Source organism: Phyllobacterium chamaecytisi, from assembly GCF_020164455.1.
GTDB classification, from domain to species: Bacteria; Pseudomonadota; Alphaproteobacteria; order Rhizobiales; family Rhizobiaceae; genus Phyllobacterium; species Phyllobacterium chamaecytisi.
Window position 1 is genome coordinate 143,244 of record NZ_JAIQWW010000010.1, and the last position, 17,929, is coordinate 161,172.

General features: G+C 56.6%; 17 protein-coding genes. 4 read left to right on the plus strand and 13 right to left on the minus strand.

The window, feature by feature from the left end; genetic code table 11:
• The first annotated feature begins 30 nt into the window (after positions 1-30).
• Entirely contained in the window at positions 31-1,767 is a 1,737-nt protein-coding gene (locus LB462_RS16905; protein ID WP_224510404.1) for an adenylate/guanylate cyclase domain-containing protein, read from the plus strand.
• Between the two features lie 81 nt (positions 1,768-1,848).
• Positions 1,849-2,721 (plus strand): FkbM family methyltransferase, encoded by an 873-nt coding sequence (locus LB462_RS16910; RefSeq protein WP_224510440.1) that lies wholly within the window; start codon positions 1,849-1,851, stop codon positions 2,719-2,721.
• Here the strand turns inward: LB462_RS16910 and LB462_RS16915 are convergent.
• The 11 genes from LB462_RS16915 to LB462_RS16965 form a co-directional block, all read right to left on the minus strand.
• Entirely contained in the window at positions 2,701-3,183 is a 483-nt protein-coding gene (locus tag LB462_RS16915) for a class I SAM-dependent methyltransferase (protein ID WP_224510443.1), read from the minus strand. The two genes, LB462_RS16910 and LB462_RS16915, sit on opposite strands and share 21 nt — an antisense overlap.
• Before the next feature lie 115 nt (positions 3,184-3,298).
• Entirely contained in the window at positions 3,299-4,579 is a 1,281-nt protein-coding gene (gene repC / locus LB462_RS16920) for a plasmid replication protein RepC (protein ID WP_224510446.1), read from the minus strand.
• A gap of 159 nt (positions 4,580-4,738) precedes the next feature.
• A complete protein-coding gene (gene repB, locus LB462_RS16925) occupies positions 4,739-5,746 on the minus strand; it encodes a plasmid partitioning protein RepB (RefSeq protein ID WP_224510449.1) in 1,008 nt (335 codons plus the stop codon).
• Positions 5,743-6,966, minus strand: coding sequence for a plasmid partitioning protein RepA (gene repA / locus LB462_RS16930; RefSeq protein WP_112532347.1), 1,224 nt, complete (start codon positions 6,964-6,966; stop codon positions 5,743-5,745). Before repA ends, repB begins: the two co-directional genes overlap by 4 nt.
• 389 nt (positions 6,967-7,355) lie before the next feature.
• Positions 7,356-8,195 (minus strand): transporter substrate-binding domain-containing protein, encoded by an 840-nt coding sequence (locus LB462_RS16935; RefSeq protein WP_224510452.1) that lies wholly within the window; start codon positions 8,193-8,195, stop codon positions 7,356-7,358.
• Positions 8,192-9,373, minus strand: coding sequence for an alanine racemase (gene alr / locus LB462_RS16940; protein ID WP_224510454.1), 1,182 nt, complete (start codon positions 9,371-9,373; stop codon positions 8,192-8,194). The genes LB462_RS16935 and alr overlap by 4 nt, the downstream gene beginning before the upstream one ends.
• A complete protein-coding gene (locus tag LB462_RS16945; RefSeq protein WP_224510457.1) occupies positions 9,370-10,128 on the minus strand; it encodes an ABC transporter permease in 759 nt (252 codons plus the stop codon). The genes alr and LB462_RS16945 overlap by 4 nt, the downstream gene beginning before the upstream one ends.
• 10 nt (positions 10,129-10,138) lie before the next feature.
• Positions 10,139-10,816 (minus strand): ABC transporter permease, encoded by a 678-nt coding sequence (locus LB462_RS16950; RefSeq protein WP_224510462.1) that lies wholly within the window; start codon positions 10,814-10,816, stop codon positions 10,139-10,141.
• A complete protein-coding gene (locus LB462_RS16955) occupies positions 10,813-11,622 on the minus strand; it encodes an ABC transporter ATP-binding protein (protein WP_370637200.1) in 810 nt (269 codons plus the stop codon). The genes LB462_RS16950 and LB462_RS16955 overlap by 4 nt, the downstream gene beginning before the upstream one ends.
• A 98-nt stretch (positions 11,623-11,720) precedes the next feature.
• Positions 11,721-12,611: an AraC family transcriptional regulator gene (locus tag LB462_RS16960; RefSeq protein WP_224510465.1), complete on the minus strand. Its 891-nt coding sequence runs from the start codon at positions 12,609-12,611 to the stop codon at positions 11,721-11,723.
• The gene (locus LB462_RS16965) at positions 12,608-13,189 is read right to left on the minus strand and encodes a helix-turn-helix domain-containing protein (RefSeq protein ID WP_224510466.1); all 582 of its coding nucleotides are present in this window, start codon (positions 13,187-13,189) and stop codon (positions 12,608-12,610) included. Before LB462_RS16965 ends, LB462_RS16960 begins: the two co-directional genes overlap by 4 nt.
• Before the next feature lie 266 nt (positions 13,190-13,455).
• On the opposite strand from LB462_RS16965, the gene LB462_RS31580 reads away from it, so the two are divergent.
• Positions 13,456-13,683 carry a helix-turn-helix domain-containing protein gene (locus LB462_RS31580; protein ID WP_224510549.1) on the plus strand — a complete coding sequence of 76 codons (228 nt, stop codon included), beginning with the start codon at positions 13,456-13,458 and terminating at the stop codon, positions 13,681-13,683.
• A gap of 662 nt (positions 13,684-14,345) precedes the next feature.
• Here the strand turns inward: LB462_RS31580 and LB462_RS16975 are convergent.
• Positions 14,346-15,599: an MFS transporter gene (locus tag LB462_RS16975; RefSeq protein WP_224510469.1), complete on the minus strand. Its 1,254-nt coding sequence runs from the start codon at positions 15,597-15,599 to the stop codon at positions 14,346-14,348.
• 57 nt (positions 15,600-15,656) lie between these two features.
• Entirely contained in the window at positions 15,657-16,538 is an 882-nt protein-coding gene (locus tag LB462_RS16980; RefSeq protein WP_224510472.1) for a helix-turn-helix domain-containing protein, read from the minus strand.
• Positions 16,539-16,795: 257 nt separating this feature from the next.
• Here LB462_RS16980 and LB462_RS16985 point away from each other — a divergent pair, with 257 nt between their 5' ends.
• On the plus strand, positions 16,796-17,782 hold the full coding sequence (locus LB462_RS16985; RefSeq protein WP_224510475.1) for a class I SAM-dependent methyltransferase: 987 nt from the start codon (positions 16,796-16,798) through the stop codon (positions 17,780-17,782).
• The last annotated feature ends 147 nt before the right edge of the window (positions 17,783-17,929 follow it).

Genomic DNA, 17,929 nt, shown 5'->3' on the forward strand with positions numbered 1-17,929 from the left:
TGATTCGGCTAGAATATAATCCGGGTATTCATGACATCAATCGACACAGCGCCCCTTTTGTCCGAGCGTTCCCTGCGCAGGGCACGATTGATGTCGGGACTGATCCTTTTGGTCTTCGTGACATTGCATCTTGCCAATCACGCACTGAACCTGATCTCTCTGGATGCTGCGGAAAAAGGCCGGCTGTGGTTCACCGCCCTCTGGCGCAATCCGGTCGGCACCGTCCTTCTTTATGGCTCGGTTCTCGTTCACATCGCACTTGTCATGCGTTCACTCTATCAGCGCCGCACCCTCGTCATGCCATTTCGGGAAGCGCTGCAGATTGTTCTCGGCCTTCTTATCCCGCTGTTGATCATTGAACATGTGCTTGCAACACGCATCAGCTCGCAAATCATGGGTACGCCGGACGTCTATGCGTTTGTCATCCGCTCGCTATGGATCAACGCACCGATGAACGGTTTGCGCCAATCGATTGCCCTCGTCGTGGTCTGGACGCATGGCTGTATAGGAGTCCATTTCTGGCTGCGCTATCGGCCGTGGTACGACAAGGTCGCCCCGTTCCTTTTGACCTTTGCCATTCTCTTGCCGGTGCTGGCCCTGCTTGGATTTGCCAGTACGGGGCGCCTACTCGCCAGCGAGCCACCGCAATCCAGCAGCGGGTACGGCCCGGCGGGGACGAGCACCGGCTACGGCGGTTCGAAGAGCGATGACGCCGCATATTCGTTTGCACCGACCGCAGTGCGCAAGGAACGGGTGCAGATGACGAAATACGCACTCTATGGCGGATTTGCCGGCACGTTGCTGACTGTTTTTGCCATGCGCGCACGGCGCAGCCGGCGCGAACGGACAGACCAGATCGAAATCCGTTATCCGGAGGGGCAAATCGTCAACGTTCCGCGCGGCTTCAGTGTGCTTGAAGCGAGCCGGCTCGGGGGGATCCCGCATTATGCGGTCTGCGGTGGCAAAGGCCGCTGCTCGACCTGCCGTGTCCAGGTCGTTGAGGGTGCGGCATCGCTGCCGAAACCTGAATCAACCGAACAGACAACGCTCCACCGCATCAACGCAGATCCCGGCGTGCGCCTCGCCTGCCAGTTGCGGCCGCTACACGACATCAGCGTCGTTCCACTGCTTGTGCCAACGACGGAAGGCGCGCTTCCCGTCGGCAGCCAGCAAATCAATCCCGGGCGCGAACAGGAGATCGTCATTCTCTTTTGCGATATCCGCAGCTTCACCATGCTGACCGAGGCCCAGCTTCCCTACGATATCGTCTTCCTGCTCAATCGTTATTTTGCCATTGTCGGTCAGGCGGTCGAGCACGCCGGGGGACGTCTCGACAAATTCATCGGCGATGGCGCCATGGCACTCTTCGGCCTGAAAGGTTCACCGGAAGACGCCTGCCGCAACGCGCTCAAAGCAGCCGCCAGGATCGTCAGCGAAATAGAACGGCTCAATGATGAATTGTCCGCCGAGCTTTCGATGCCGCTTCGTGTTGCCATCGGCATCCACAGCGGTCCGGCCATTGTCGGTGCGATGGGTTATGGCAATGTGAAGAACCTCACCGCCATCGGCGATACGGTCAATGTTGCCAGCCGGCTGGAAACCATCGCCAAGGAGCTCGACTCCACGCTGGTCGTGTCGGAACCAACCATCCAGTTGGCCGGTTCCGACACCGCCAATCTCGAAAGCCAGGAAATCTCGATTCGCGGCCGGGCTGAACCACTGCGTGTCTATATCATTCACCAGGAATTGACTGCGAGGTTTGTCTGACCCGGGCAGTTGGCCAGGACGTGTCCGGGCTTTACATGTCTCGGCATTGCGCTAGGAGTGATGTTGGGTAGGGCTCAATCAATGCTGGACACAAAATCGATCCGCCGCCATCTTAGAAAAGCCAGAAATAATCTGGCTTCCAGGCTTTTCGACACGCGCTACGGTCGGAATTTGTTGATCAATTCGCTTGGCCCGCGTGTTCAAACGATGACACTCGATTGTGGCGATCACGTCATGAGTTTTTCGCCCGGCGATTATATCGGCAAGAAAATTTTCCGGAAGGGCCACTTCGAGCGCGAGCATGTGGACCGGCTGCTTGGTATTTTAAAGGAGCGCCGTCTGCTGCGCCAAGGCACCACGCTGCTTGAGCTTGGCGGAAATATCGGCAGCCAAACCATCTATTTTGCCCTGAGCGGGCAGTTCGCCCGCATTGTGAGTGTCGAACCGGATCCGCGCAATTTCGATTTGCTTCGCACCAATGTCACGCAGAACGGGCTGGAGGATTGTGTAATCCTGGTCAATTGCGCCGCTGGAGCGAACGCGGGCGAGATCGACTTCTTTCAGCATCAGAGCAATCATGGCAAGAGCAGCGCCATCCGGCACAATACATCCGATAGCAAGATTGTCGTTCCGGTCAGGCCGGTCGGGTCAATCCTTAACGAAGCTGCAATAAATCCCGATGACGTCGGTCTGATTTGGATGGATATCGAGGGATACGAACCTCTCGCCTGCCACTCCATGCAAGCCCTGTTCGCCCGCAAGATCCCACTTTACATGGAATTTTCGCCGACATTTTACGGACCGGACCAATCCACCGCCTTCGTGCAATTTCTTGCAGAATTCTACGAGGATTGCCTGATTTTCCGGGAGGATGAGGGTACACCGGCGAAGGTCAGGGAAATTCCCATCAACGAAAAACAGTTCGACGTCCTGTTATTCGACGCGGCGATATAGGAAGTAGCGGCCCTTCTTGACGTTGTGTGGCAGCGGCAGGCTTTCAAGCTGCGGATGGTTGAGTTCGAGCCCGCTGGCGACGATGCCATTCGGGGCAAGCAGCGCTACCGCCAATTGCGGCAGCCATGTCAGGGTTATGGCATCCTTCTCCTCATAGCCTGTCCCGATATCCACATGCACAAGAGCAGCGTTGATACCTGCGAACTGCTGCGCGGTCTCACGTATTTCGCCGACAATCAGATTTTCCGGTTCAGGGGTCGAGGTCTTGTGGGAACCGACGGCCCTGTCGAAAGCGATGATCTTGCGTTCTGGAAACTGGGCTCGCAAATGATCGAAGGTGCGACCGTTGCCAAGGCCAAGCTCGAGTACCGGCCCATGCAACTCCCTCACCTTCTCGCCAATGTGATTGAGAACATCGCGCTGTGCCGTCATACGGCGGATGAAGCTGTCGAGACGACTCATAAAATTCCATGTCCGTGATTCTGTGCAGATCATGCGGGCTTAGCACCGGATCGCTGCGAGGTCGATGCCTGGGATGCCGCGGGGACCATCAAGCTTTTGTTAACCATCGTTTTTTTCACCCTGCCCTCGCCTCTTGCTGCTTCTGGTTTGCCTTCAACAATCCCATCAGCAAGGGACCCGCGGAGAACGAACCGGAACGGGCCTTGTCGGTAAGCGACCGGAGGTAGCCGCCAGGACTCGTGATGGCCTCCCCCTTTTGCAGGATCGCGGCCACGACAATTGCCGCTTCATTGGCACCAAAGGTTTCGACCGCCTGGTTCCACGCGTCAGGGCTTATCCCGAGCGTCACCCGGACCAGATTGGCCGTCTGCACCAGGTCCGACCAGCTCTCGATGCCGCGCAGGGCGTAATCGACAATGTCCGGGCAAGCCTTCAGGATCAAGCCGAGCGGAAAGGCTTTTGGCGGTAATTTGTTGCGGGAATGTATCGGGTGGTTGGCCAGCCCGCCATCACCCCTTTCACTGCTTTCCACTTCGCTGTCATCGTTCCAGTCAGCTTCGGTATTTGCCCCCTGGTCTTTTCTAAAGCCGGGTTCAAGTTCAAATGAAGAGTCGGGATTTTGATTCTGTATGTGCCGTTCATTTTGAACGTCACTGGCGTTTGATTTTGTACAATTAACGTGAATTTCCAATAACTTCTCGACATCCAAGCGTAGATCATCCAGCGCTGCGGCCAATGCGTCGAGCCCGGCGCGGTCAAAGCCACGCAACAGGGGTCGGGCCAAGGGGATAAAACGCTCGCTGATGGCGCTCCAGGGCCCGTCCAGTTCCTGCTCCTCGGCAAAAATAATCATCTTGGCAATGTCGCGGCGATGCAGGCTGATACGTTCCCGCAGCAGGCGTTTTGCCAGATCCTCGGCGCGGATGGCGGCGGCCAGTTGTTCAAGCTCCCCTGCCCGCGCCACCAGCGGCGTCAGATCAAAGCCGAAAGCGGTTTTGACGTCGCCTTCCTGGTCACGGCGCACATAGCGTTTACCGTTGGGGCTGTCGCGGCGGATGATGAGACCAGCCTCGACCAATGCCGCCAGGTGCCGGCGCAATGTTACCGGCGCCATGCCATGGGCGCGCATCGAAAGTTCGCGGTTGGACGGAAAGACAACGAGATTGCTTTCGCTGTCGAGTTCTCCCGGCTTGTGAAAGCTCATTAGCGCATGCAGTACCGCCAGCGACCGATCGGATACACCAAGAGCTGGGCGCGCCTCGGTGATCATACGGAACAATTTCCACTTGTCGGCGACTTGCGTAGCCGGACAATCGCGCGCCGCAGCCTGTGCCTCCAGCATGGCGTGCGACATCGGCCGCCGCCCGAAAGGCGTCGTTGTGATTTCCCTGTTCATAGCTTTCACCTTCAATCAGGCAAAAGAAATCTGCTCGCCGAAACGACGCTTAGTGCTTGACAGTGATTCTCGGAAATGCGATTCTCAAGCTGCTTAGACTTTGAGAGGGCTTCCGGGACTTGTTTCGGGGGCCTTTTCTTTTGTGATCTCTCTCTCCAGTTAGAGTTGTCTCATACGCGGTTCACTCTCCTCGCTGCGAAGATACGCAGCGTAGATTTCCGGCAAATGCCTTATCAGATAGTGGCCGAACTCCGGCGCTGTTGCCTCGTCAACGGTCACTTTCGTCTTGCCATCATTCTGCTCGATCCTGGCAAAGGGCACACCTGCGCTGGATTTGAGCGGGTAGACAGAGGGAGCGGCCTTCCGCTTCGGGGTCAGGCTTTTCAGGAGCAGCGCAAATCGCGCATCGCTGTCGAGCCGCATGAAGCGCTGCATGTCCACCCGCTCCTTCCAGGAGCCTGGCGTTTCCTGCAGCAGCTGCGACAGCTGCTCCCAGCGTGGGCGGCCGACCTTGGGTGCAGCTCCGACCGCCTGGATCAAATCCAGCGGCAGGGAGTTGGCCACGGCGATCATGGTCGACAAATTGCCTTTGTGAACCGACAGTGCCGCCATCAGCGCGTGCCGCTCAATGCCATGCGCCTCAAGCCGGGCCGCGAACAGGGCCCGCTCGATGAAGGACAGGTCCTTGCGCTCGAGGTTTTCCTTGCCCTGGGCAACGATCAGGTCCTCATCGGAAAGATCGCGCACGATCGCTTTCACCGGGCGGCCGAGAGCCTGCAACGCGGCAAGGCGACGATGGCCATAGGCGACCTGATAGCGATCAGCGTCTTGCGGGCTGGGCCTGACCAGGATCGGAACCTGTTGACCGTGCTCCGCAATGCTTGCTTTCAGTTCCTCGAAATCCACCGTATCGAGATCATCAAGGCGGTCGCGAATGAACGAGACATCGACCAGACCAGGCTCGATGTCGATAACGTATTCGCCGGACTGGAGCTGGGCGCGCAGAGCCTGCGCATCCTCGGCGTCGTCCGAAAGGCTTTGCAGCGACAGCCCCATGGCTTTCAGCGAGCCGGACTTCTGCGCGGGTTTCGCCAGCCGATGCTCGTTCTGCGACGCCTCGTTGATCGGCGTCATCATGGCTTTCAAAGCGTCTCTGCGTTTGTTCATGGCGACCTGCCCCATGCTTCGCGCACCAGATCCTCGATCTCCAGATTGACCGCATTGAGCGCTTCGATGGCGCGGTCATAGGTGGCGCGGGTGAAAAATTCGCGGCCGACCTCATAGAGCGTCTGTTTGGTCAGCCCCGCATCGGAAATGGCCGTCGATTTCAGCAAGGCGTTGGTCAAAACGCGCTCGCCAAACAGGCTCTTCATCAGGCCGACGATCTGTCCTTGCGGACCGTCGCTGGGTTCATAACGGGTAATGACGTAGCGGAAGAAATCATAATCCGCATCGCCGCCCGCTTGCTCCACCACATCGAGCAAGCCAGCTGTCATGTGCAAAAACTGCGACATGGACGCTACGTCGAGCATTTGCGGATGGATGGTGACAAGAACGCTGCGCGCCGCGCACAGTGCCGATAGCGTCAGAAAGCCCAGCGATGGCGGGCAGTCGAGCACGACAACGTCGTAGCGGTCATCGACTGTCGCCAGCGCCGCGGCAATGCGCGAGAAGAACAGCCGCTCGGCACCACGGCGTTTTTCAGCAAGGATGCGCGGCGTGTCGTGCTCGAATTCCTGCAGTTCCAGATTACCCGGAATGATATCGAGTCCATGAAAATACGTCTTGCGAATGATGTCGGCGAGGGGACGCTGCTGATCGTCATAGCGGATCGCGCCATAGATCGTGTCGTTGTCTTCCAGATCGAATTCCGGCTGGATTCCGAACAGGGCCGACAGCGATGCCTGTGGATCGAGATCGATCGCCAGCGTCCGATAACCGCGCATGGCAAAGTACTGCGCGACATGAGCCGCTGTCGTCGTCTTGCCGGAACCACCTTTGAAATTGGTGACGGCAATGACCTGCATATGCTCATTGCCCTGGCGAACGGGCAGATAGCTTTTCTTCGACTTGGCCAAATAGCGGCGGATTTCATGCACCTGCTCAAGCGAATAGAGCCTGCGCCCGCCGGACGTCTTTTCCGCCTCGGGACCTTCGCCCGCCAATGACAAATGCCTGATATAAGCGTCGGTGATGCCGATGAGCTTGGCGGCCTCGCCGGAGGTGAATTTGCGCAATTCCTTTACGGCTGTCGGCGGAAAAGCGCGCGAGCGCAACTCTTGCAATTGGGCGCTGAGCAGGTCAGCATCCGCCTCGATCAGACGCGTCAGCGAGCGCACCTTCTTACCGGTCCGGTGACTCTGGTCTTTTTCAGCTGGAGACAACATACACGCTCTAAATCCAATTTCTGAGATTAAAGCGTAAATTCAACTGAGTCTGCGTGAGTCGTCAAGCAATTAAAGGTTAACGCCTGTGCACGGCTTTATAGTTCCGCCTCCCTCGCGGGCAGCATGCGTTCTGATGAAGCCGCACGCGGACCCATACCTGTGTCTCCTCACGGTGGCCACTCAATCGGCTGGCATGGATCAACAGGTGATCGTTGAGCATTCAAGTCTGAAAAGATGCCTCGCACCTTCATAGGGTTGCCACCCGTGTTCAAGCATCGCCTTGATTGGTGCCGCTGGTCAGACGGGCTGGCATTACCACCTTGAGAGTGCTTTCTAATGCCGTTGCTGCCCGTCGCTTGCCAACCCTTGGCCAATCCACCTCAAATGGTTCAGTTCGACACCAGATCCGCACCGAACCATTTGAGGCTTAGCGCTTTCAGTGAACCATCCGCTTCAATTGCTTCGATAGCACCATTGAAGCGTTCGGCAAGTTCCTTGTCCTGCTTGCGCAAGCCGATGCCGATACCTGGGCCGAAGAGGCCGCCCGAAATTCTCGGACCGTAGAGCGCCGCCATCGCACCGTCCTTGGACCCCAGAAAAGCCTTCCAGACGGAATAGTCTGCCAATCCAGCATCAATGCGGCCTGCAACCAGATCAAGATTGAGATTATCCTGTTTGTCGTATGTGCGGATTTCAACCGTATCGCCAAAATACTCGCGGACGAATGCTTCGGCGTTCGTCGATCCCTGCACGCCGATGATTTTTCCTTTGAGTGCATCCTTCAGGGCTTGCAGAATGCCTCTTTCCTCTTCCGCTTGCGACGAGAGATTGACTTTCAAATGGCTGGCCATCTCCGCAAGACCGAGCGACTTTCTGACAACGAAGTAATTGGAGGTCAGGGCGTAGGGTTTGGAGAAGGCAATAACCTGCTTTCTTTTTTCGGTGATCGACATTCCGGCCATGATGGCATCGAACTTGCCGACGTTCAGAGCGGGAATGATACCGTCCCATGCCTGCGTCGCAAATTCGCATGTTAATTTGGCCCGCTGACAAAGCGCCGTGCCGACATCGATGTCAAAACCTTGCGGTTTTCCAGATGTGTCGACGGAATTCCAGGGTGGAAATGCGCCTTCCGTGGCTATCCTGATCGTTTTGCCGTCCTGGGCACTGGCCTGCCCGAACATCAAGGCAGCGAGAAGGAAAGACAGTGGTAGTTTGAACCTATTCATTGTGGTTTCCCCTTGCTTTGCGTGTAAATCCTCGGGATATGATCTCTGAGCTGCGCATAAAGGCCGACGATATCGGTCCCCCAGCATGTGGCTGCTTCTTCATGCGTGATGGATTGATCACCCTGACGGCCGAGCAGCACGACCTGATCCCCATAGCGGGCTTCCGGAACATCGGTCAGGTCGATCCGGATATGTTCCAGGTGGGCGGGAGGCAGCAACCGGGCTCGCTGCCCCCGTATGAGGCCCACCGCACCGCTTGGAATCTCCCGGGGAAGCCCGTCTCCCCACCCCATGCCAATCACCCCGAGGATCATCCCCGGAGTCTTCCCGAAAATGGCCGGTACGGGTCCGAGTGACGCATCGAGACGTTTGACCGAAACCAGGCTTGAACAAATGGATTTCAGTGCCGGGCGCAGTATCACCGGGCGGGTCGGCTTGTCGGACTCGGGCAGTCCAAAAAACAGCGCTCCTGGATCAACGGCATCGAAGTCCAGGTCCGGATGGTTTAGCACGCCCTCTGTACTGGACATCATCACCACGGCGGGGCGCCAACCGAAACCGCTGGCCTCGCGCAAGATCGCCTGCATTCTGGCAAGTTGCTCATCCGCATCTGAACCTTGCACGGTCGGCAGTTCGCTCATGTGGGCGTAAATGCCCTCGACTTGCACATCGGCAAGACCTGCCGCTGCGGCCAGAAGTTTTCCCGCATCGAAAGGCGTGGCCCCAGCGCGGAAGAACCCAAGGTCGACTTTTATGAACACACGCAATCTCGGGATGGCAGCCCGCCATTGCTCCAGCTCTTCAATGCTCGAAACGCTGACGGTCAGATCAAGCGACTGAATGGTCGGCGCGGCCGCAGGCAGGGCACCTGGATAGAGCAGAAGCTGCTGGGATACCCCTTGCTGGCGAATGGCGATTGCATCGAGCAGGGAAGCCACCGCGAAACCATCGACCCCCTCCTTGGCCAAAGCAGAAGCGACCGGCCCTGCGCCGCATCCATATGCGTTGCGTTTCAGACAGGCATAAACCTTAACGTGGCAAGGCAGATGGCGGCGAAGTTGCCGGTAGTTGTGGCAAATGGCATCAAGGTCGATCTCGTACCAGCTACCGCGCAACATTGCGGCGCTGGCCTGATCTGCAGCGTGTACGCCTGATCGGGGCAACGCAACGGTCCTCATGGTGCCACTTTCTGCGATGCGGAGACTTTTGCGGCTGCCCTGTCACGTGGTCGGCTGTGGTTCTTGAGTTTGGCGCGTTGCTGATGCTTTGCCATATGCCTTTCCAACCGGCCAAAGACATGAACGATCAGGAATGTGAAGCCGAGATAGATCAGGGCCGCCGATATGAAGACCTCGTACGGGGAAAAGGTCTGCGCCACGATCTTGCGAGCCGTCCCGGTCAATTCCATGAGAGTGATGGTGCTGGCGAGAGAACTCGCCTTCAGCATCAAGACGACCTCATTTGCGTACGCCGGAAGGGCGAGCCGAAAGCCGGCAGGAAGAACGATCCGTCTAATGCGCAGCGCGTAGGACATGCCGAGTGCTTTTGCAGCTTCGATTTCACCAGAGGGAACCGCCCGAATTCCTCCACGCAAAATCTCTGTGGTATAGGCGCCATTGTTCAGGGAGAACGCGATGAGTGCGCACCAGTAAGGCTCTCTCAGTATACTCCAGGCGGCGCTTGAGCGTACCCACTCAAGCTGGCCGGCGCCGTAATAGAGGAGAAACAGTTGCACCAGCAGGGGCGTGCCCCGGAACACGAACGTGTAGAGGACAATGGTATAGGAGAGAACGGAAGACGGCGATGTTCGCAACAGCGCAAGGGGAACCGCAAGGAGAAGGCCGATCGCAACGGAAGCTGCCGTCAATTGCGCCGTGAGCAGCATCCCTTCGAAAAGCAGGGGCAGAACTTCGACAATCAGGTGCAGGTTCATGACGACCGTCTCATTGCGCGAACCGCACGCCGCGATCGGCGCGCCGCTGAAGCCATGTCAGGCCAATCAGCGAAACGGAGGTGAACAACAGATAGAGGCTGGCAGCGATCGAATAGAACGTCAGGGGGTCATGGGTTGATCCCGCAGCGATACTGGTCTTGCGCATCAGATCTTCAAGGCCGACCACGGAAATCAGCGCCGTATCCTTAAGCAGTGTGAGCCAAAGGTTGCCGAGCCCAGGCAGCGCGTAACGCCACATCTGGGGCAGGATGACGAGGCGCCACATGCAAAATCTCGACAGACCAAGAGCCTGAGCCGCCTCGATTTGCCCTGAAGGCACTGCCTGAATCGCTGCTCTGAAGACTTCGGTCGCGTAGGCGCCAAAAACGATCGTCAGTGCAAATACGCCGGCGGCAAATGCGTCGACCTCGACGTAGCGACCGAACATAGTTGTCAACGCAACCGTACCGCCAAAATACAGGATAAGAATAATCAGAAGTTCGGGAACACCGCGAACAAGCGTGGTGTAACAGTCAGCGAGCCACCGGATAATCTGAAACCGGCTGCCTTTGGCCAAGGCTCCGCAGAGACCGACGCCGATACCCAGCGCCAGACTGGTGACTGCTGTGCGAAGTGTCGTGAATGCGCCAAGGGCGATTTGCTCGCCAAAGCCCTGCAATTCGATCATTGGCAACCTCCCTCAAGATGCGCTGAGAGAAACTGCCTGAACCGCGGCGAGGAAGGCTTGCTGAAGAGTTGACCCGGATTGCCCTCCTCTTCGATCTGTCCCTGATGCAAAAATATGGTGTGGCTGGATACTTGACGGGCAAATCCGAGTTCATGCGTAACGATGAGCATCGTGCGTCCTTCATCGGCGAGCGCGCGAATGACCTTCAACACCTCCCCGACCAGTTCCGGGTCGAGCGCCGAGGTCGGTTCGTCAAACAGAAGGATTTCCGGTTGCATTGCCAGAGCACGTGCGATCGCCACCCTTTGTTGCTGCCCGCCGGAAAGATGAGCTGGATAATCGTTTCGTTTGTCGGCCAGGCCCACTTTCAGGAGCAGCTCCTCTGCCCGCAGGCACGCCTCCCCTTTAGAAATGCCAAGAACATGGATTGGTGCTTCGATGATGTTCTCCAGAACAGTCTTGCACGACCAGAGGTTGAAGTGCTGGAAGACCATTCCCAGCTTGGCGCGTATGGCGTTGACCGCTTGGTAACCTGCAAGACTTCCGCCCTTCCTGACGCGTCTGCCGGAAATCCAGATTTCACCTTCCGTAGGCTCTTCCAGAAAGTTCAGGCAGCGCAAAAAAGTGCTTTTTCCAGAACCGCTGCTCCCAAGGACGGCGATGACATCGCCGCGCTGCGCGGTCATGGAAATCCCTTTGAGGACTTCGAGCGTACCAAAGCGCTTCTTCAGATTTTTGACGCGCAGCGGGGCGTTGATGTCAGAAATGAGGGGCTGAAATTGACCGTTGTCAGATTGCGTATGCACTGGAGACCCTCGTTTGCTTTTCGCGAAGATGCGACAGCCAGCGCGAGGGTGCTTGCAGTAAATTGATGCAGGTGCGGGATCTGATCAGTAAATCATGGTTATGCCTTGCACGGCCAGGTGCCGCGATAGGCCACGGGGGTCATACCCACTTCCCGGCGAAAGGCATTGGAAAAATGGCTCGAACTGGAGAAGCCACATGACAGCGCGATATCGGTGACCGGCATCGAGGAATGGCGCAGAAAGTCCTTTGCCCGCTCGATCCTGCGCCGGATGATGAAGGCATAGGGCGGACAGCCAAGCGTTTGCCTGAACGCCCGGCAAAAGTGCGGAACGCTCAAACCGGCAAGCGCGGCCAGTTGCAACAGCGACAAGTCCGCCGTGAGGTCATCATCAATTCTCTGAATCACCCGGTCAAGGTTCATCGGGGCGAGCCCGCCTTTGCGGACAGCGGCCGGATATCTTTGCCTGCGCATCAGCTGGGCGAAGATTGTGGCCGTATAGCTCTCCACCAGCATGGCGCTGAGAGGATTGCGGTCACGGATCTCTGCGCCTATCCCGCGCGCTGCGTTGAGGATGATGGGATCCTCGAAGCCGAGATCCGGCGAGAGCGACGGCAGCGCCTCGAGTGGCATCCCGGCAAGAAGCTCTGCCACATGTGCCGGTTTGACCTGGATCGCCAGATAGGCCGCCGTCGAGGCGCCGGCTTCCCAGCCCCGCCAGCTGCATCCGGCGGGAACAAACAGGATTGCGCCTGGCTTTCGGGGTACAAATCCGGCGTTCCTGCCATCTATGAAGTATTGGCCACGCTCTGAGTTGCCCTGCACATTGAGAAGGACGACGTGCCGGCTGGAGGTGATCGCCGTCTCCTCCTTGGCCAGCCCGTTGCGCCGGACAAGATCCGCCTCCACGCGATGCCACGACCTCTTGTCACGGGAGGTTGTCCGGCAGTCACCGACCTTGAAGGTAGGCTGCGGCGTGGCCATCGTCATGCCCGCCCCCGATCCTCATCGGGTGCAGAACCCGTCCGCCCTGCCCCATATGTGTCCGGTGACGCGCCGTACCCGTTTTCTGTCTTCGGCAGCGGGCATGCCATGGCGTCCCCGTGCAGAGCGGCCAATTCCTCGCCTAAAGCGGCGATGAATGAGGATACGCGGCGGCGCGTGCGGGGAGGCAGCCGCATCACCCCTTCAATCAGCCGGCGCCCCTCGCTGCTTGCTATGAATGTGATCCGCTCGTCGACCGGGAGCGAGGCCACCTCGCCTTCCAGCCTTGCATTGCCCGGCAGACCTTCAAAGAAACGGCCGACGGGCACACCGAGAAATGTCGCGATTTCAAACAGCATGGACGCACTGATGCGGTTTCTGCCGTTCTCGTATTTTTGCAGTTGCTGCGGGCTTACCTGGACAGCGTGGGCAAGCTCGGCCTGCTTCACATTTGAATGGATGCGCACGGCGGCAACCTGACGCCCGACATAAAGATCAGCAGCATGCGGCACCTCGCTCGCGGATGCTTGCGGGTAACGCGGGTGCGGCTGCTTTTCCGTCAGCTGGATCTTCCGGCGCTGCATCTGTCACTCCCCGTAGAATGAAAATCTCGCCGCACGTCCCGACCGAAGACCGACTGAACCTGCAAAGGATTCCGCAGATCGGCACCCGGGCGAAACTGCTTTGCCCGCGCTAAGTGTCGGCACACCTCCCGCCTCCCCATCGCGATCGTCTCGCGGTTCACACCGAGAAGACGCAGGCCTCATAATAACTATATTATATACTATCGTTTAATTTTCAATCTCTTTAGAGCGTGGAAACCCACCATAGAGTCATGCTTTTTCGTGGCATGGCGAACGATCCTCACGCTTTACGCAAGCTAGTGGCTCTCAACATTCGTATAAAGCGAGTGGAGTTGGACATCACGCAAGAGGAGTTGGCTCACCGTGCAGAACTATCCCAAGCGTATCTGAGCGGAATCGAGCGCAATAAACGCAGCCCGTCTATCGATACCATTCAACGGATCGCTGATGCGTTAGGTATGCTAGCCCACGACTTGCTTAAGCCGCGCGCGTAAACTCGTGGCTCTAAGTGGACAACCCAGAGACGAACTCTCCCGAATATTCGACGTCTCTGCAATCAAGCCACCTGGTCTAAGTGTATCTGTCTTCCTGGCCCTTTAGCCGACGCGAAAACATTGGTCGCGACCTGATCTTGACGGCGCCTCCGCTCCAAATTAGCAAGAGGATATAGCCAGTTGCCAAGCCCACAAAACGTAATTCGTGTCCCGAATCTTAGCGCGTGACCGATGGTCTGGCCACGTTACAGTCGTCTATAACGCTTCAAATATCGAATTTATCAGGATCCACTCGCCCCGAACTGACCGAAGAACGCCGCATTGTTTTACTCGGGCAATTCAGGCTGATCCAGCGGAGCAAAGTAACCTTCGGCCGGCGTTTCGTTCCAGGCGGCAACGTGCAAACACGCACGGGAGCTTACTGCCTCCTAGGAGACCGCGACGATGGTCATGCACCCGTCTCATGTGGAGAAGCAAGCAGGCGATGTCGGTTTCCTTATATAGCCGCAAGTAGGCTTTCGGGACTGTCACCGAACCAGTTAAGCGAATATCGCTAAGCAGCGCATCCCCACTTTATGTCGCGCGCCCGCGCTGGAGCCGCGGTAAAAGCCACGAGAAAATGTTGTAGGATTAATGATCGAAGGAGAAATACAGCCTTAAAGCTATTCAGCTCTTTGATACGGACCCAAGCGGAAAGCGACCAGCGCCATAGTACTGAGAGCAAGGATACCGGCGAACACCAGGAATATCGTAGAAGGACTCAACTTATCAGAAACCACCGCCCCCATTCCAAGAAGGATCAGACTAAGAAACATGCCGCTGCAATGCAAAGCGCCTTTTGCCCGGCCCAACGCTGCTCGCGGAACGCTTGATTGAAGCCTGACCTCAACGGCAACCCTGCCCAGATTGTAGAGTATGCCAAGTACAGCGAAAGCGAGTAGCGCCCACGGCAAATTCAAGATTTTCAGCGCTGCAAATGAGATAGCGGCAAGGGCGAGTATGACCAATTGCAAGATTGAGATATCCATAACCCGCATCAGCGGGACAAGAAGTATGGCACCCAGAATGGAGCCAGCGGACCAAGCGCTTTCAAGCTGTCCAAAATCAATCGCGCTGCCTCCCAGTTCTTCAAATACAAAGCTCGGACTAACAACGCTTACCATCATGCCGCAGACGTACAGAAGCGTGTAGATGGTTGCCAATAAGAGCAAATGGCCATCGAAATGCAGTCCGGATCCTTTTGTATCGACTATATCACGGGCGTCTTGGGCAGGAAGTGGTTCATGTCGGACGAAACACATGCAGCATACAGATAACGCAAAGGCCAAGGCTAACGCTGCCAGTGTAACCATCGGGGTGCAGACCTGGAGTAGGACACCGGTGATTGCTGCTGCCGACAGACTTCCTGACTGCGTCAAGAAGCAAACGATGCAATTCGCTGTCGAGAGGGAATAAACAGCACCGACGGATGGTATCATAGACTGGGAAGCCGTGAGTGCGACCCGGTCACACATCGCGAAAGGGATCGTTGACAACCAGATTGCCCAATGGGGATCCGACGTAGTCATGACTACCCCGAGCACTAGCATGGCTAAGAAGCGGACAAAATCTGCGATCAACCAAAGGAGACGTCGATCGTAATGATCAGACATCCATCCTGCGAGCGGGCTCGCGATCAACTCTGCCATGCTCAGAGAGGCGAAAAACGCTGCTACGGCTGATACGCCGTGTCCCGAAACAACAAGGATCCAGGCACAGGCAAAGTTGTAGGAATTCCGCCCGATGGCCGAAGCAAACGTGCTCGCGAGATACCAGTTGAACGACGGCGATGCATAGTCTGCGACGGAACAGAATCGTGGCATCAATAGCTTTCGAGTTGGTCGTGCAATCATCGTGATGAAATTCAAGACAGTCACGCTTTCAGATCCGTGCCGCGCTTTAGAAATTGTGCCAAAATATTCCCGGCGCACGGATCAGCAGCGCCACCTTCTTCGGAACCGCGACGGTGCGGCGCCAAAGGCTTGTTTGAAAGCTACGGTAAAATGACTTGAACTCGAAAACCCGCATTCCAGTGCAATCTCGGTCGCCGGAAGATCGGTGGCACGAAGAAGGTCGACCGCGAATTTCAACTGTTGTGTTAAAACATATGAATGAGGTGTTTTGCCTGTAGACTGCTTGAACGCGCGAAAGAAATGACGTCGACTTGCGCCACTTTCTCGTATGAGTTCATCAACGCTAGGAGGGTTCGCCGGTCGGCTCTCGATCATGGCGTTGATCCGCTTAAGACTATGCGATGATAGTCCACCCTTAACTGGCTGCAGACCGACGCCATTAAGCCTGAGTAACCCTACGAACAACTGGATGACCTGGCTTTCAGCCATGATAACACTAATGGGATCGGGGTTATTGAGCTCCGCCGCGATCCGTTGAAGCGAGTATTCGATCATAACGTCTCTAAATCCGATAGCGGGCCTTAAACCCACCAGGTATCTAGAATCGATCCGTTGGTTGATGAATGTGGTGTCGACAGATACGAAGAGATACGAAGCGATGGGGTCTCCCTCATCCCATCCTTTCCATTCACGGTGAGCAGGTACGAAAACAACAGAGCCCGGGCGGCGCGGGGTAAACCCAATCGAACGCCCTTCGACGAAATCCTCCCCAGAGCATGCCCCGCCCTTCAGGTTGATCAGAAACGAATGCTGGTCACGGGCAATATGCGTCTCCTGACGCGCTAACCCGGTTCTTTTAACGATGTGGGCGCGCACCATGCCCCAATCGATGAAGTGGTCGACCAGAGTTTGATGAACCGAGCGGCGGACGTCGTCGGGTCGAGGTTGAGATGGCTCCGTCAAGAGGCGATCCCTCCAAAGAACTAATCACAACGGATTATAGATTCATCTGAGGTTGTCAAACAATCCGGCGGCAACCCCCAGTTGGCGAAGTTGGCACTTTCATAAAAAAACGGCATGGCGGTGAAAGCGCATTATCGAGCAGCCGTCTACCAACTATCCGACGACACGCTGGCGGCAGATCGACACCAGACTGCGCAATACCTCTTACAGTCCGGCGGCATCGTACCCTGGAGTGCAATCATGGAGGTGGTACCACGATGCAAGCTTTCACGGACTTTATCGCAGAATGCGACCGCGGCCCGCGTTTGAACCAACTCGCCGGATTCTTTGCGGAGACCGCGGCCGGCAAGGGTGGAATGCCTATTCGCAAACCCGTCGTCGATACGCGGCTTTTGCCATATGACACACTCCTTCTTCGGTTTGTCGAACTACATTCCCGCCGCCAAGGTTTTTTCGACCAACACTATCACAGTAGCATTCCGTACCGCCTGGAGGAGGAATGCCGCATGGCGCATGCACTCCTGCGATACAGCCAATTGAACACGAATGGCGTGTTGCTCTACAGCCTTGGCACTGCCGAAGGTACAATGGCTCGCACTCTATCCGAAATGAGCTGCGGGAGTATCCGATCCTTGTCGTGCAGCCCGAACGAGGAGAATTACAAATGCTTTATGGCTTTTGGGGAGCCCACTTATGCCAGCTTTTTCCTCGGTCCCTTTCATCGGTTGACCAAGGAGCACCTCCGTTCCAACAAGAATCTTGAACGGTTTTCCGAAGGGTTCGACTTCATCTTGGAAGATACTACGTTTCAGATGTACTCACCCAATCGGAAAAAGCAGATCGAGTTTATCGCTCAACATCTCAAAGTTGACGGCATCCTGTTGTTGCTGGAGAAGTTCCGGGCCGTTGATCCCGAAGACTACCGCGGACGTGAATCTCAAAAGGACTTTGGCTTCAAGACGCATTACTTCGGCGCCAAGGAGATAGCGCGGAAGACGAAGCGCGTGCTTACAACAATGCACGACAGCCAAGTGACTTTGGCAGAGATCGCGAGCGCCATATACGCGCGATTTAGCCACTGCATCGTCACATGGAACAGCGGAAACTTCTATGGTCTGGCCGCCAGCAACAGCAGAGAGAATCTTCGGCGTTATCTATCATCGATGGTTTATCCTGCGATACCGCTCGAATACGTCTATGAGCCGGAGCCTTATACCGATCTCGCGAGGTGGGTGAGAACCTGAGATCAGGCTCCCGGTTCTAACCCCTATCCATCTGATGAGTAGCAGTCATACGCTAGAGTAGGGAAACAGGTGTGCAGTCGATAACCCGCAAAGCGCCAGCAGGAATATCGGAAAGGTGCATGGACCAGGAGCTTTGGGCAATTTTGG